Here is a 14,230-nt window from a genome sequence, read left to right on the forward strand (position 1 = left end):
CCGTCGACGCCGGGTCGGCCGCCCTAGGCTGGCGCGCGGTCCCGTTCCGTCCCCCTCCTGAAGGCAGTCATGGCACGCACCCACGCATCGATCATCGAGGCCTTCGGCGGCACGCCGCTCGTCCGCCTCAACCGCGTCACCGAAGGCATCGACGCCACGGTCTACGCGAAGCTCGAGTTCTACAACCCCTCCTCCTCCGTGAAGGACCGCCTCGCGATCGCGATCGTCGACGCGGCGGTCGAGTCCGGCGCGCTGCAGCCCGGCGGCACGATCGTCGAGGGCACGAGCGGCAACACCGGCATCGGTCTCGCGATGGTCTGCGCGGCCCGCGGCTTCAAGGCGGTGCTCACCATGCCCGAGTCGATGTCCGTCGAGCGTCGCAAGCTGCTGCGCGCGTACGGCGCCGAGCTCGTGCTCACGCCCGCGGGCGAGGGCATGAAGGGCGCGGTCGCCCGCGCCGAGCAGATCGTGGCGGAGCGCCCCGGTGCCGTGCTCGCCCGGCAGTTCGAGAACGAGGCGAACCCGAGGATCCACTACGCGACCACCGGCCCCGAGATCTGGTCGGACACCGACGGCGAGGTCGACGTGTTCGTCTCCGGCGTCGGCACCGGCGGCACCATCACGGGCACCGGCCGGTACCTGAAGGAGCAGAAGCCGGGCATCCGGATCGTCGCGGTCGAGCCGAAGGAGTCGCCGATCCTGAACGGCGGCAAGCCCGGCCCCCACAAGATCCAGGGCATCGGCCCGAACTTCGTGCCCGCGATCCTCGACCGCGAGATCTACGACGAGGTCGTCGACGTCGACATCACCGAGTCCGTGGCGATGGCCCGCCGGCTCGCCGCGGAGGAGGGCATCCTCGCCGGCATCTCGTCGGGCTCGACCGTGCACGCGGCGCTCGAGGTCGCGCGCCGTCCCGAGAACGGGGGCAAGACGTTCGTGGTCGTCGTCGCCAGCTCCGGCGAGCGGTACCTGTCGACGGTGCTCTACGAAGACCTGGACGTGTGAGCGTCCTCGGAGCCCTGCTCGAGGACGTCCGCGCGGCGCGGCACCGCGACCCCGCGGCGAAGTCGGCGGCGGAGGTGGTGCTCACCTACCCGGGCCTGCACGCGGTCTGGGCGTACCGCCTCCACCACCGGCTGTGGCTGGCCGGCCGGCGGCTGCCCGCGCGCATCGTGTCGCAGGCGGCGCGGTTCCTGACCGGCATCGAGATCCACCCCGGTGCGGTCATCGGCCGCCGCTTCTTCATCGACCACGGCTCGGGCGTCGTGATCGGGGAGACCGCGGAGGTCGGCGACGACGTCACGATCTTCCACGGCGTGACGCTGGGCGGCACGGTGTGGCGCGAGATCAAGCGGCACCCGACCGTCGGCGACCGGGTGATCATCGGCGCCGGGGCGACGCTGCTCGGCGCGATCGAGATCGGTGCGGACAGCGTCGTCGGCGCCGGGGCGGTCGTGCTGCACGACGCCCCGGCCCACTCCCTGCTCGTCGGCGTACCCGCGGTCGCGCGCCCGCGCACCCCGACCGACGCCACCGAGCACCACTGGGTCATCTGACCCGCTCCTCCGGCCTAGCCCGTGAGCACGACAGCAGGAAGATGTCGCTTCAGCAGGAGGATTCGGCCCATTTCTTCCTGCTGAAGGTGCCTCTTCCTGCTGAGGTGCTCGGGGGACCGTGCTGTCGTGGGCGCGGCTCCGGGCGGCGCGTCCGAAGGCGGCGCGTCCGAAGGCGGCGGAGCACGACAGCAGGAAGATGTCGCTTCAGCAGGAGGATTCGACCCGTTTCTTCCTGCTGAACGTCGTTCTTCCTGCTGTCGTGCTCCGATGTTCCTGCTGTCGTGCTCCGGAGGGGCTACTCCTTGACGGCGCCGGAGGCGGTGTTGGTGATGCGGCGCTGGAAGAGGATGAACAGCACCGCGACCGGGATCGTCATGACCGCTGCGGCCGCCAGGTGTCGCGGGTACTGGTTCGCCTTGCCGAGCGCTCCGGCCGCGAGGGAGGCGACGCCCTTCGTCAGGGTGTCGAGCTGCGGGCTCGAGGTCGAGACGATGAAGTGCGACAGCTCGTTCCACGAGCCCTGGAAGGACAGGATCACGATCGTGATCAGCGCCGGCCGGGACATCGGCAGGATGACCGACCAGAACAGGCGCACCGTGCTCGCGCCGTCGAGCCGCGCGGCCTCCTCCACGGCGACCGGGATCGACTCGAAGAAGTTCTTCATGATGAAGACGCCGGCCGCGTCGGCGATGAGCGGGATGATCATGCCGCTGTAGGAGTCGAACATCCCCAGCTGGTTGATGACGAGGAACTTCGGGATCAGCAGCACGACGCCGGGCACCGCCATGACCGCGATCAGGCCCGCGTACAGCGCGTTGCGCCCGCGGAACTCGAGCCGCGCCAGCGCGTAGCCCGCGGCGGAGTCGAACAGCGTGCGCCCGATGGTCACCGCGATCGTGACGATGCCGGAGTTCGCGAACCACAGCGGGAAGTCCGACTGCACGAACAGCTGCCGGTAGGCGAGCGCGGTCCAGCTCGGCGGCACGAGGCCCAGCGGATCGGCGCTCGCGTCCGACTCGGTCTTGAACGACGTCGCGACCTCGATCAGGAACGGGAAGACGTAGACGATCGCGATCACGATCAGCAGCAGGTAGAGCCCGAGCGCGCCGAAGCGGAGGCTGCGCCGGCGGCGACGCCCGGTCGCCTGCGCGACGGGACGCGCGGTCGAAGCGGTGGTGGCGGTCATCGGCGGCCTCCGGAGATGTCGGTGTCGGCCGCGGAGGCGACGAGTGCGGTGCGGAAGGAGCCGTCGCCGGCGTCGGTGAAGCCGGCGCGCCGCATGCGGCGCTTGGACACGTCGCGATCGCGCAGCACGAAGCGCTGCAGCAGGGTGAGCACGACGATGATCGCGAACAGGATGAACGCGATCGCGGCCGCCTGCCCCCACGCCTGGTTCTGGAAGCCGGCGACGTAGGAGAGGTAGGCGGGGGTGATCGTGGTCTTGCCCGGGTCGCCCTGCGAGCCGGTGAAGACCTGGTCGAACACCTGCCAGGTGCCGATGAGCCCGAGCGTCAGCACCGTGAACAGCGTCGTCCGCAGCTGCGGCAGCGTCACCATCCGGAACCGCTGCCAGGCGGAGGCGCCGTCGACCATGGCGGCCTCCTGCACCTCCTCCGACAGGTTCTGCAGCGCCGCGATGAACAGCAGCATGAACGTGCCGCTCGTGGTGAACACGGCCATCGAGATCAGGATGAGCATGCCGACGGAGGGACCGGCGAGCCACTCCCACCAGCTGATGCCGACGAAGGTGTGGTCCGTCAGCACCGCGGGACCGTTCCGCACGCCCACCAGCGCGAGCAGGTTGTGCAGCACGCCCGTCGCGTCGGCGGGCCAGTTCGGCCCGGTGACGCCGATCAGCGACAGCAGCTTGTTCACGGCGCCGGCCGGGTTGAACAGGAAGTACCAGAGCACCGTGATGGCCACCGAGCTGGTGACGGACGGAAAGTAGAACGCGGTGCGGAAGAACCCGCGTCCCTTCAGCACCCGGTTGTTCACGAGCACGGCCAGCAGCAGTGCGAGCGCCGTCTGGATGGGCACGACCAGCAGCACGTACCAGAGGTTGTTCCGGAGGGCCGTGCCGAAGTCCTGCTCGGCGAGGCCGCCGCCGGAGGTGATCGCGGCGTAGTTCTTCCCGCCGACGAACTGCACGCCCGAGGAGAAGGGCGAGCCCCTGCCTCCCCAGTCGCTGACGCTGACCCACAGCGCCATGAGGATCGGGATCACGAGGAAGACGAGCAGCAGCAGGAAGGCCGGCGCGCTGAACAGCCAGCCCGCCGTCGCCTGGCCTCGCCGGATGCCGGTGCGGTGCCGTCTGGTCGGCCGATGTGCGGTTGCGCTCGTCATCGTGCGCTGCTCGTCCCCTCGTGGTCCCGGTGGTGGTTCAGCCCGTGACGACCGCGGACAGGTTCTTCTGCTCGGTGCTGAGGATCGACGCGATGTCGGCCGACTTCAGCGAGGCGAGCTTGGAGTTCATGTCCGTCACGACGTCGTTCGCGCCGACGGCGGTCGGCACGCCCTTGGCGTAGTCCGCGGCGTCGAGGAAGGCGGCGAACTGCGGGTACTGCTGCTTCCAGTCGCCCGCTGCGGACCGGATGGAGGGCATCACGCCGAACGCCTTCGCGAACGCGAGCTGGTCGTCGGAGGAGGTCAGCTTCTCCACGAGCTTCAGCGCGGCGGCCTGGTTCGGGCTGTCCGCGGCGATGCCCCAGCAGTTCGTGAACTGCAGGGTGCCCTTGCCTGCGGGACCGGCGGGCAGCGGCGCCACCTGGTACTTGATCTTCGGGAAGTCGGACTGCATCGCGCCCGAGATCCAGTTGCCCTCGATGGTCATCGCGGCGACGCCCTTGCCGAACGCCTCACCGCCCCAGCCCGCGCCGACGTCCTTGGTGAACTTCCACCAGCCGTCCTTCAGCCCGCTCTGCACGTAGGTCAGGGCCTGCTTGTTGGCGGCCGAGTCGACGGTCGCCTTCGTGTTGTCGTCGTTCGTCAGGTTGCCGCCCGCCTGCACCATGAAGGCGCCCAGGCGCTGGTACTCGTTGCTCGTCACGAGCCCCGTCACCTTGCCCTTGGTCAGCTTCTTGGCGACGGTCGCGAGCTGGTCCCACGTCGTCGGGACGTCCTGGTCGGTCAGGCCCGCGGCCTTCCACAGGTCCGTGTTGATCTCGAGCTGCAGGGTCGAGAAGTCCTTCGGGGCGCAGGTGAACTTGCCGTCGTAGGTGAAGTTCTTCACGAGCGACGGGTAGAAGTCGCTCTTGTTCTTCAGCTGGTCGCCGTAGGCGAGCAGGTTGCCCTGCTTGGCGTAGGAGGCGAAGGTGTCGGCGCCGAGGTAGAACACGTCGGCCGGCTTCTTCGCGGCGAAGCCCTGGCTGAGCTGCTGCGTCAGGTTCGTCGCCGCCTGGACCGACGCCTTCGTGCCCGAGGTGCCCGACCAGTCGGCGACGGCGGACTTCACGGCGGCGGTCTCGGCGTCACCGGACGAGCCGATGAGCACGGTCAGCGCGCTCTTGCTCGAGGTCAGGCCGCCGGCGGCTCCGCTCGAGGAGGAGCCGGACGAGCCGCTGAAGCCGGAGCCGCACGCGGTCAGGGCGAGGACGCCCGCCGCGGCGACCAGGCCGGCGGCGAGTCGTGGGATGCGTCGTTGCATTGGTGGTGCCTCTCTTCGACGTGGATCAGCCCGCTGCGCGGGTCGATCCGGGGGTTGCGGGGATGCGCTCCCGTCGGGCGGACCCGCGCAGCACGGCGTCGCGCACGACGACCGCGGCTGCGGCGGACCAGGCCTGGGGCCGGCACGCGGCCGGGTAGGGCACGGGGGAGCCGTCGGCCGCGGCGTCGCCGCCGTGCAGCTCGGGCATGCGCCCCTGGAAGGACCGGGAGGCGAGCAGCAGCCCGGCGGCGAGCCGCTCCGCCTGCTCGGGGAAGCCGGCGCGGAGCAGCCCGTGCACCGCGATCGCGGTGTCGTGGGTCCAGACGCTGCCGCCGTGGTAGCTGAGCGGCCAGTAGCCGGCCGCGTCGGTCGCGAGCGTGCGCAGACCCAGGCCGGAGTCGAGCCGCGGGTCGACGAGCAGCGCGGCGACCCGCGCCTCGTCGGCCGCATCGAGGATCCCGGTGCCGAGCAGGTGCCCGATGTTGCTCGTGAGGGAGTCGACGGCCGCACCGGCGGCGTCGAGCGCGATCGCGGGGTACCCGCCGTGCCCGTCCTCGACCCAGAACGCGCCCCGGAACCGGGCCTTGAGGTCGGCAGCCCACGCCTGCCAGCGGTCCGCCTCCGCGTCGTCGCCGAACGCCCGCAGCAGCACCACCGCGGCGAGGGCGGCCTCGTGGGCGTACGCCTGCACCTCGCACAGGGCGATCGGCCCCTCGGCGAGGCGACCGTCGTGCCACTGCACGCTGTCGCCGGAGTCCTTCCACCCCTGGTTCGCGAGACCGCGGCCCGTCGGGTCGGAGTAGGTGAGGAAGCCGTCGGCGGGCACCGCGTCGCGCAGCCAGCCGAGCGCCGCGCGCAGCGCGGGCAGCAGCCCCGCGACGTCGCCGTCGGTCAGCCCGGCGCGCCAGGCGTCGTGCAGCAGCAGGATCCACAGCGGGGTGGCGTCGATGGTGCCGTAGTAGCGCGGCGGCAGCACGGCGCCGTCGCCGAGCGCGTTCTCGCCGCGCCGCAGCTCGTGGACGACACCGCCCGGCCGCTCGCCGGTCTCCACGTCGTCCTCGCGCCCCTGCAGGCGGGCGAGGACGCGGAGGGTGCCGAGCGCGAGGCGGGTGTCGATCGGCAGCAGCATGCGGGCGGCCCAGATCGAGTCGCGGCCGAACAGCGTGAAGAACCAGGGCGCGCCGGCGGCGAGGAAGACGTCGTCGTCCCCGCCCGGCAGCACGAGCTCGAGCGCCTCGAGGTCGCCGAGCGCCTGCGCGGTCCACTCGTCGAGCGCGGGCAGGCCGGTCGGCGCGGTCGCGAGGGGGACGGGGCGCGGGGGAGCGGCGACGACGGCGGCGCGGTCCTCGGCCCGCACGCGCCAGGACGCGGCGGCGGCGCCGTGCGCGGCGACGCGGGCGCGCCACCGGAGCACGAGCCCGCCCTCCGCCTCCACGACGGCTTCGAGCCCGTCGAGCGCGAGCTCGGCGGACACCTCCTCGGTGCCCCAGGTGACGCCGCCGTCGGTCGGGGTGAACGCGGCGGGCGCCTGCGCGCCGCCGGACTTCACGAGCGGCATGGGCGCCAGGTCGGAGGCGAGGCGCACGGTCACGATCGCGTCGATCGGCACGTCGCGCCCGGAGGTGATGGTCAGGCGCTCCGTCATCCCGGTCGGCTCGACCGTGCGGACGCGGTCGAGGCGGACGCGGGGGTCCGCGCCCTCGCCGTCGAGCCCGCGCAGCAACGCGGTGAACGCGACCGCGGTCGCGCCGCGCCGGTCCGTGCGGATGTGCTCCACGTCGCTGCCGTCGACCGCGACTCCGAGCGCGGAGACGACGCGCACGTCGGACACGAAGAGGCCGTCGATGCCGTCGGCCATCGTCCCGTCGTGCCGGCTCCACGCCTGTGCGGGCGCGGCCAGCACCATCTCGCCGTCGTGCAGGAACGGTTGCCTCATCGCCACGCGGGCACTGTAGGCCGAATCCTTTGATCGATCAAATAGCCGATCGGCGATTGCCAGGTTCCTCTACGATTCGCGGAGACCCGCTCGGGAGCGCGAGGAGGAGCATGCGTCGCCTGCCGACCGTTTCGGACGTCGCCGAGGTCGCCGGGGTGTCCCGGCAGACCGTGTCGAACGTGCTCAACACGCCGGCGATCGTGCGCCCGGAGACGCGGGAGCGGGTGCAGGAGGCGATCGCGAGCCTCGGCTACCGGCCCCACGCCTCCGCCCGCCGACTCCGCACGCGGCGCAGCTCGACGATCGGCGTGCGCCTCGACCCCGGCACCGACGGGATGTCGGGCTCGCTGCTCGACCGCTTCCTGCACGCGCTCGTCGAGCGGGCCGACCGCTCCGGCCTGCGGGTGCTGCTCTACACGGCGGCGGACGAGGACGCCGAGATCGCCGTGTTCGAGCGGCTGCTCGACGGCGCCGACGTCGACGCCCTGGTGCTCACCTCCACCCACTACGGCGACCGGCGCATCCCGTGGCTCGTCGAGCACGACGTGCGCTTCGTCACCTTCGGCCGGCCCTGGGGCGAGCACGACACGACCGACCGCAGCCACCGCTGGGTCGACGTCGACGGCCGTGCCGGCCTGCACGCGGGCACGACCTCGCTGCTCGAGCAGGGTGCCCGCCGGATCGCCTTCCTGGGCTGGCCGGTCGGGTCCGGCACCGGTGACGACCGGCGGAACGGCTGGCGGCAGGCGATGCGGGAGGCGGGGATCACCGACCTGGCCGGGCTGGACCTCCAGGTGGAGGAGGACCCGCAGGACCTCGGGCGCGGCGGCCGGGCGGTCGCCGGGCTGGAGCCCGCACCCGACGCCGTGGTGTGCGCGAGCGACTCGCTCGCGCTCGGCGCCCGGCTCGCGCTCGGGCCCGACGTGCCGGTGATCGGGTACGACGACACCCCCCTCGCCCGCGCGCTCGGCTTCGCGAGCATCGCGCAGCCGCTCGACGAGGTCGCCGCCGCGGTGCTCGACCTGATCGGGTCGGACGAGGGCGTGCACCACCGGCTGCTGACGCCGCGGCTCGTGCAGCGCTGACGGCGCTCGGCGCGGACGCCGCTCGTGCGGCGCCGTCCCCGCGGGCACGTACCGTGGCGGGATGAGCGGGCAGCAGCCACCCGGCGGGTTCGCGCCGGGGCAGTTCTCGCCGATGGCGCGGAACCACCGCCGACGGACGATCGTTCGGCGCGCGCTCGTGGTCGCGGCGCTGGTGCTCGCGCTCGTCGTCGTCGCCGTGCTCTGGCCCAGCCCGACCCCGGGCGGGCTGAGCGTCGCGACGGCGCCCGGGAAGACGAAGCCGACGGGCGTGCTGCAGGGCGCGCTGACCGCGGCGCGCACGGGCGACCGCGTCTGCTACTCGGTGCCGACGCGGGGATCGAGGGCGGTGCTGCGGTTCGCGGAGGGGTGGACCGCGGACTCCCGGCTCGGCCTCCGGGACCCGGCCGGGCTGGTCGTCGCCCAGCCCGGCGACGAGGTCGTGCTGCTCGGCGCCCCGTCATCGGTCGGCACGGTGCCGGGCTGCCCGACCCGCGGCCGCATCTGGACGGTCACGACCCTCCGCCTCCCGACGCAGGGCTGACCCGCCCCGCGGTCAGCCCTCGCGGGCCTTGCGCGTCGCGCGGTCGTTCGCCTTCCCGATCGCGTCCACGAGCTCGTCCTTGGTCATCGTCGAGCGGCCGTGCAGGTCGAGCTTCCGGGCGACCTCGAGCAGGTGCGCCTTCGACGCGTTCGCGTCGACGCCGCCCTCGGTGGGGTGCGCGCCCGGGCCGCTCTGCTCCGCGCCGGCGTCGGACGGTCCCTTCTCGTCCTTCGCCTCCCAGTGGTCGCCGACCTTCTCGTAGGAGTGCTTCAGGGCGGCGAACGCGGTGCGGTGCGCGCGCTCGCCGTCGCCGTACTCCTGCTCGGCGGAGTCGAGGGTCTCGCTGTAGATCGCCTTCGCGTGCTCGTCCGACCGGGCGATCGTCGAGGGCAGGTCCTCGTCCTTCTTCGCGGGCATCGCTCCTCCTCCAGCGGCTCGGGCGCTCAGGCCCGGGCGTCGGTCCAGGAGCGCTTCGGCTCCCAGCCGAGCTCCGCGCGGGCCTTGTCGATGGACAGCAGGGTGTCGCGGCCCTCGACGGGCCGGGTGAACGGGACGCCAGGGAACTCGGCGGCGGCGAGCTCGGCGCTCGGGGTCCGCATCACGGTGTCCGCGTTGGCGATGATGTACCGCTCGAAGCCGGGACCGCGCACCTCGAGCGCGAGCGCGATGGCGTCCGCGGCGTCGCGCGCGTCGATGTAGCCCCAGGCGTTCCAGCGGCGCGCAGCCGGGTCGTCCTGCCACGCCTCGAAGCCGGCGTAGTCGGACTCCACCATGACGTTCGAGAACCGCATGGCGGTGATCGACAGCATCGGGTCCCAGCGGCAGAACTGGATCGCCATCTGCTCCTCGAGGTGCTTGACCAGGGAGTAGGTGGAGTTCGGCAGCACGACCGACTCGTCGATCGGGAAGGAGGCGGGCGGGTCGGCCAGCGGCAGACCGAGCAGGGTCTCGCTCGACGCGGTGACGATGCGGCGCACGCCCGCGCGACGGGCCGCCTGCAGCACGTGGTGCGTCGAGAGGATGTTGTTCTCGAAGGTCTTCACGTCGGGGTACAGGCCCGGGGCGGGGATCGCGGCGAGGTGCACGACGGCGTCGACGCCCTCGTGGTGGTCCTCGACGCCCGCGACCGCGTCCAGCACCTGGCCGGCGTCGGTCAGGTCGACGGGGATGCCCTGGTCGCGGCCGGCGACGCGGTCGAAGACGACGACGGTGTGGCCCGCGTCGCGGAGGGACGTGACGACGGTGCTGCCGAGCTTGCCGCTGCCGCCGGTGACGATGATGCGCATGCTCCGATGGTCCTCCACAGCGGCTCCGAGCAGCATGACGGGATGAGCGCGGACCTCGCCGACGGGTACACGGCCGACCAGGTGCGCACGGCGGAGCGCCCGCTGCTCGCCGCGGGCGAGCCCCTGATGGACCGCGCGGCGGCGGGGCTGGCGCGGGAGGTCGAGGCGGTGCTCGCCGCGCGGGGCCGGCGCACCGGCCGGCTGGTGGTCCTGGCGGGCAGCGGCAGCAACGGCGGCGACGCGCTGCTGGCCGCGGCGCTGCTGGTCGCGCGGGGGAGCACCGCGGTCGTCGTGCGGCTGGGCACCCGCGTGCACGGGCGGGGCTTGCGGACCGCCGAGCGGGCCGGCGCGCGGGTCCTGCCTCCCGACGCCTCCGCCGGCTCGGTCGCCGCGGCCGTCGCGGAGGCCGACGTCGTGCTCGACGGCCTGCTGGGCACCGGCGCCCGCGGCGGGCTGCGCGCCCCGGGGAGGCAGGTGGTCGCGCGCATCCTCGAGTCCGGCGGCCGGTCCGCGGCCGTGGTCGCGGTCGACCTGCCGAGCGGCGTCGACCCCGACACCGGCGTGGCCCACCCGCCCGTGCTCCGCGCCGAGCGGACCGTCACGTTCGGCGCCGGCAAGGCCGGGCTGCTGCTGGCGGCGGGGCGCCGGGCGGCCGGTCGGGTGCGGGTCGTCGACATCGGGCTCGGGCCGGTGCTCGCGGACGTCGTGCCGGCCGTGCGCCGGGGCCGCTGACCCCCGGCGCACGGCCAGGAACCGCTCAGGCGACGGTGGGACGGTCGACCCGACGGGGGCGCCGGGCCGCCGACGAGGGGATGCGCATGCCGATCGCGCCGCAGAAGATCGTGATCCTGGGCGGCGGCTACGTCGGCCTGTACGTCGCGTGGACGCTGGAGAAGCACTCCGAGCTGCCGCTCGAGGTCACGCTGATCGAGCCGCGGGCGTACATGACGTATCAGCCCCTCCTGCCCGAGGTGGCGGGCGGACACGTGAACCCGCGCGATGTGACCGTCGACCTGCGCCAGGCGCTCAAGCACACGAACGTCGTCCGCGGCAGCGTGACCGGGCTCGACTCCAAGGCGAAGACCGTGACGGTCGCGCCGGTGAGCGGCGGCGAGGTCGTCTACGACTTCGACCACGCGGTCGTCGGCCTCGGCGCGGTGACCCGGACCTTCCCGACCCCGGGCCTCGCGGAGCACGGCGTCGGCTTCAAGACGGTGGAGGAGGCGGCGCACACGCGCAACACGGTCCTTCTCAACGTGGCCAAGGCGGCCGCGACGACCGACCCGGCCGAGCGCCGCAAGCTGCTCACCTTCGTCTTCATCGGCGGCGGCTACACGGGCGTCGAGGCGCTGAGCGAGCTGCTCGTGCTGTCGGAGAAGGCCATCGCGGCGCAGCCCGCGCTCGACGGCGAGAAGCCGAACTGGATCCTCATCGAGGCGCTCGACCGCGTCGCGCCCGAGGTCGGGCCGGAGCTGTCGCAGTGGACGCTGGGCGAGCTGCGCAACCGCGGCGTCGACATCCGGCTGAAGACGACGATGAAGTCCTGCGAGGACGCCGTCGCCGTGTTCAGCGACGGCGACGAGGTGCCCTTCGGGATGCTCGTCTGGACCGCGGGCGTCAAGCCGAACCCGGTCCTCGACGGCACCGACCTGCCCCGCGGACCGCGCGGCCACGTCAACACCAGCCCGAAGCTGCAGGTCATCCGAGAGGACGGCGGTTGGGTGCGCGGCGTCTGGGCCGCCGGCGACAACGCGCAGATCCCGGACCTCACCAAGCCGCAGCCGGCCTGGTACCCGCCGAACGCGCAGAACGCCGTCCGCCAGGCCGTCGTGCTCGCCGACAACATCGCGCGCTCGGTGCGTCGCCGCCGGCCCCGCAACTACGTCCACCACAGCCTCGGCACGGTGGCGGAGTACGGGCTCTTCCACGGGGCGGCGAACATCTACGGCGTGCAGCTGAAGGAGCTGCCGGCGTGGCTGGCGCACCGCGGCTACCACCTGATGGCGATGCCGACGATGGACCGGAAGGTCCGCATCTTCGCCGGCTGGATCGCCGACTTCGTCGGCAAGCCGGACCTCACGCCCACGGACGACTTCGAGGACCCTACGCACGACTTCCGCATCGCGGCCGGCGCCACCAAGTAGTCCCGGAACCCCTGGAGGAGCACCGATGACCGACGCACCGAGCGAGTACGACGAGACCCACCCCTCGCAGGCGGAGGGGGAGGACCCGACGGCCGAGGAGCCCACGATCGTGCTGCAACCGGAGGGCGCGCCCTCGCAGGCGGAGGGCGAGGACCCCGACGACACCGCCGAGGTGCACGAGGTCATCGACCCGGTCGAGCCCGACTGATCGCATGACGCTCTCGATCGGGGCCGTCGTCCTGCGCGTGCGCGATCTCGATCGCATGACCGCGTTCTGGACGGCGGCCCTGGATCTGGAGCCGCGGCACGAGCCGGAGGCCGACTGGGTCTCCCTCCGCGCCCGCTCCGGCGACGGACCGCACCTGTCGCTCGACCGGCGGCGGTCGGCGTACGAGCTGCCGCCGCGGTTCCACCTCGACCTCTACGCCGACGACCGCCCGGCCGAGGTCGCACGGCTCGTCGCGCTGGGCGCGACCGAGATCCCGCTCGAGCACCGCGGCGAGGTCGACTGGACGCTGCTGGAGGATCCGGAGGGGAACCGCTTCGACGTCTGCGACCGGCCGCCGGCCTGAATCGTCAGTAGCCGCGGAGCCGTGTGATGTCGCGGCGGTCCCGCTTCGTCGGTCGCCCCTTCGCGAGGTCGCGCAGCACCGCCGCGGGCGTCTCCTCCTTCGGCGGAGGGGGCGGCGTGCGGTCCTCGACGGCGAGCGCCGCTTCCGGGGCCCCGCCGCGCTTCAGCGGCAGCGCCTTGACGCCGAGGATCTTCTCGTGCGCGAGCGTCGCCCGCACCTCGTCGCCGATGCGGACGGTGTGCGACGGCTTCACCTTCGTGCCGTTGACGGCGACGTGCCCGGCCTTGCACGCGGCCGTCGCGAGGGACCGCGTGCGGTACACCCGCACCGCCCACAGCCACACGTCCACCCGCGCCGAGTCCGCCATCCCCTCCACGCTAACGGGGCCCCGCGCTGCTGATGCGCGGGTGCGCACCGGCGCATCAGCAGCGGAGCGCCCCGCGGGCGCGCAGAGGTGGTTCAGCCGCACCCCGGGGTGCTCGACACGGGTGTTCAGGTTCGCAGCAGGTCGCCGTGCCGATCGAGACCCAGCTGAACGGTGTGCCTACCCTCCGTGCCGTGGCCGACGACACCGTCAAGTACGAGTTCAAGGGTGCCGTGACCCTCCGCGGCATGGAGGCGCCGACGATCGCGAAGTGGCGGACGGAGGGCTGGGAGCTCATCGCGCAGAAGCCCGGCAGGGTGCGAATCCAGCTCATGTTCCGGCGGCCGAAGCCCAAGTCGGCTGGTGCGCACCTCGCTGCGGCATGGGCGGGGCTCCGACGTCTGCACCCGTCGGCCCGGGCCGGTGTGGCGCTGACCGGTGCTCTGGTCCTCGCGGCCGCAGTCACCGGAGTCGCGCTGTCCGGTGGCGGCAGCCATGCAGGAGGCGGCGGTGGCGGGGGATCCGTCGCAGCGGCGGAGCCCGCGGCTGCACCCGCCAGCGCCACCGCGGTACCGACGCTGCCGCCGTCGTCCGTCACGCCGGTGCCGGACGCGTCGGGCCCGGCGTCCGAGAAGATCCTGACCAGGAAGAACAACGAGGACCTCGCGAAGCTGCTCGCCGTCGGCGACCCCGGCGATGAGTTCGTCGCCGACTTCGCGAAGCAGTACGAGGGCCGGACGATCGCCTTCAACGGCAACGTCACAGTGGTCTCGAACCATGACGACCCGGCGGCCGGGACCTGCGACGACGACGTCCTCGCAGGGTGCGACTTCATGCTCGGTGCGGGCGACTTCCACCGCGACTCGGCCGTCGGTCCGAACTTCAAGCTCGACGGCGTCGACTCCCTGCAGGGCCTGCGCCTCATCGGCGACGACCGCCCGACCAGCATCAGCGCCGGTGATGACGTGCGCGTCATCGCTGTCGTCGAGCGCTACGAGAGCACCCCGCAGCACCTCTTCCTCCGGCCGGTCTCCACACGCGTCCGGTAGCGCCGGAACGTCGGCCGGGCTTCCGGTCCGTCGCGTTCGCTTCCGGTCCGTCAG

16 protein-coding genes are annotated in these 14,230 nt (G+C 72.9%); 9 read left to right on the forward strand and 7 right to left on the reverse strand.

Annotation, left to right across the window (positions count from 1 at the left end; translation table 11 throughout):
- Positions 1-69 precede the first annotated feature (69 nt).
- Complete coding sequence (gene cysK, locus ABEA53_RS04585) at positions 70-1,005, forward strand: cysteine synthase A (protein ID WP_345479826.1); 936 nt, start codon at positions 70-72, stop codon at positions 1,003-1,005.
- Positions 1,002-1,556 carry a serine O-acetyltransferase gene (gene epsC / locus ABEA53_RS04590; protein WP_345479827.1) on the forward strand — a complete coding sequence of 185 codons (555 nt, stop codon included), beginning with the start codon at positions 1,002-1,004 and terminating at the stop codon, positions 1,554-1,556. Before cysK ends, epsC begins: the two co-directional genes overlap by 4 nt.
- Before the next feature lie 295 nt (positions 1,557-1,851).
- Here epsC and ABEA53_RS04595 read toward each other — a convergent pair whose 3' ends face one another.
- Genes ABEA53_RS04595 through ABEA53_RS04610 form a run of 4 tightly spaced genes read right to left on the reverse strand, consistent with a single transcriptional unit; the run spans position 1,852 to position 7,135 of the window.
- Positions 1,852-2,742 (reverse strand): carbohydrate ABC transporter permease, encoded by an 891-nt coding sequence (locus tag ABEA53_RS04595; protein ID WP_345479828.1) that lies wholly within the window; start codon positions 2,740-2,742, stop codon positions 1,852-1,854.
- Positions 2,739-3,899: a carbohydrate ABC transporter permease gene (locus ABEA53_RS04600; RefSeq protein ID WP_345479829.1), complete on the reverse strand. Its 1,161-nt coding sequence runs from the start codon at positions 3,897-3,899 to the stop codon at positions 2,739-2,741. The genes ABEA53_RS04595 and ABEA53_RS04600 overlap by 4 nt, the downstream gene beginning before the upstream one ends.
- Before the next feature lie 37 nt (positions 3,900-3,936).
- Complete coding sequence (locus ABEA53_RS04605; protein ID WP_345479830.1) at positions 3,937-5,199, reverse strand: extracellular solute-binding protein; 1,263 nt, start codon at positions 5,197-5,199, stop codon at positions 3,937-3,939.
- A 25-nt stretch (positions 5,200-5,224) separates the two neighbouring features.
- Positions 5,225-7,135 (reverse strand): glycogen debranching N-terminal domain-containing protein, encoded by a 1,911-nt coding sequence (locus ABEA53_RS04610; protein ID WP_345480573.1) that lies wholly within the window; start codon positions 7,133-7,135, stop codon positions 5,225-5,227.
- A gap of 110 nt (positions 7,136-7,245) precedes the next feature.
- Between ABEA53_RS04610 and ABEA53_RS04615 the strand changes: the two genes are divergently transcribed.
- Together ABEA53_RS04615 and ABEA53_RS04620 are read left to right on the forward strand one after the other, a co-directional pair.
- Positions 7,246-8,220, forward strand: coding sequence for a LacI family DNA-binding transcriptional regulator (locus tag ABEA53_RS04615; RefSeq protein ID WP_345479831.1), 975 nt, complete (start codon positions 7,246-7,248; stop codon positions 8,218-8,220).
- 61 nt (positions 8,221-8,281) lie between these two features.
- A complete protein-coding gene (locus ABEA53_RS04620; RefSeq protein WP_345479832.1) occupies positions 8,282-8,761 on the forward strand; it encodes a hypothetical protein in 480 nt (159 codons plus the stop codon).
- A gap of 12 nt (positions 8,762-8,773) precedes the next feature.
- Here the strand turns inward: ABEA53_RS04620 and ABEA53_RS04625 are convergent, their stop codons facing one another.
- A complete protein-coding gene (locus ABEA53_RS04625; protein WP_345479833.1) occupies positions 8,774-9,178 on the reverse strand; it encodes a ChaB family protein in 405 nt (134 codons plus the stop codon).
- A 26-nt stretch (positions 9,179-9,204) separates the two neighbouring features.
- Positions 9,205-10,047, reverse strand: coding sequence for an NAD-dependent epimerase/dehydratase family protein (locus ABEA53_RS04630; RefSeq protein WP_345479834.1), 843 nt, complete (start codon positions 10,045-10,047; stop codon positions 9,205-9,207).
- Positions 10,048-10,089: 42 nt separating this feature from the next.
- Between ABEA53_RS04630 and ABEA53_RS04635 the strand changes: the two genes are divergently transcribed.
- The 4 genes from ABEA53_RS04635 to ABEA53_RS04650 all read left to right on the forward strand — a co-directional run bounded on the left by ABEA53_RS04635 (position 10,090) and on the right by ABEA53_RS04650 (position 12,763).
- Positions 10,090-10,779: an NAD(P)H-hydrate epimerase gene (locus ABEA53_RS04635; protein ID WP_345479835.1), complete on the forward strand. Its 690-nt coding sequence runs from the start codon at positions 10,090-10,092 to the stop codon at positions 10,777-10,779.
- Positions 10,780-10,865: 86 nt separating this feature from the next.
- Complete coding sequence (locus tag ABEA53_RS04640) at positions 10,866-12,191, forward strand: NAD(P)/FAD-dependent oxidoreductase (protein ID WP_345479836.1); 1,326 nt, start codon at positions 10,866-10,868, stop codon at positions 12,189-12,191.
- A 25-nt stretch (positions 12,192-12,216) separates the two neighbouring features.
- Positions 12,217-12,399: a hypothetical protein gene (locus ABEA53_RS04645; protein ID WP_345479837.1), complete on the forward strand. Its 183-nt coding sequence runs from the start codon at positions 12,217-12,219 to the stop codon at positions 12,397-12,399.
- A gap of 4 nt (positions 12,400-12,403) precedes the next feature.
- A complete protein-coding gene (locus tag ABEA53_RS04650; protein WP_345479838.1) occupies positions 12,404-12,763 on the forward strand; it encodes a VOC family protein in 360 nt (119 codons plus the stop codon).
- Between the two features lie 4 nt (positions 12,764-12,767).
- Here ABEA53_RS04650 and ABEA53_RS04655 read toward each other — a convergent pair whose 3' ends face one another.
- Positions 12,768-13,130 carry an RNA-binding S4 domain-containing protein gene (locus ABEA53_RS04655; RefSeq protein ID WP_345479839.1) on the reverse strand — a complete coding sequence of 121 codons (363 nt, stop codon included), beginning with the start codon at positions 13,128-13,130 and terminating at the stop codon, positions 12,768-12,770.
- A 191-nt stretch (positions 13,131-13,321) separates the two neighbouring features.
- Between ABEA53_RS04655 and ABEA53_RS04660 the strand changes: the two genes are divergently transcribed.
- Positions 13,322-14,176 carry a DUF4839 domain-containing protein gene (locus ABEA53_RS04660; protein ID WP_345479840.1) on the forward strand — a complete coding sequence of 285 codons (855 nt, stop codon included), beginning with the start codon at positions 13,322-13,324 and terminating at the stop codon, positions 14,174-14,176.
- Positions 14,177-14,230 lie beyond the last annotated feature (54 nt).

The organism is Amnibacterium soli, assembly GCF_039544415.1.
GTDB classification, from domain to species: domain Bacteria; phylum Actinomycetota; class Actinomycetes; order Actinomycetales; family Microbacteriaceae; genus Amnibacterium; species Amnibacterium soli.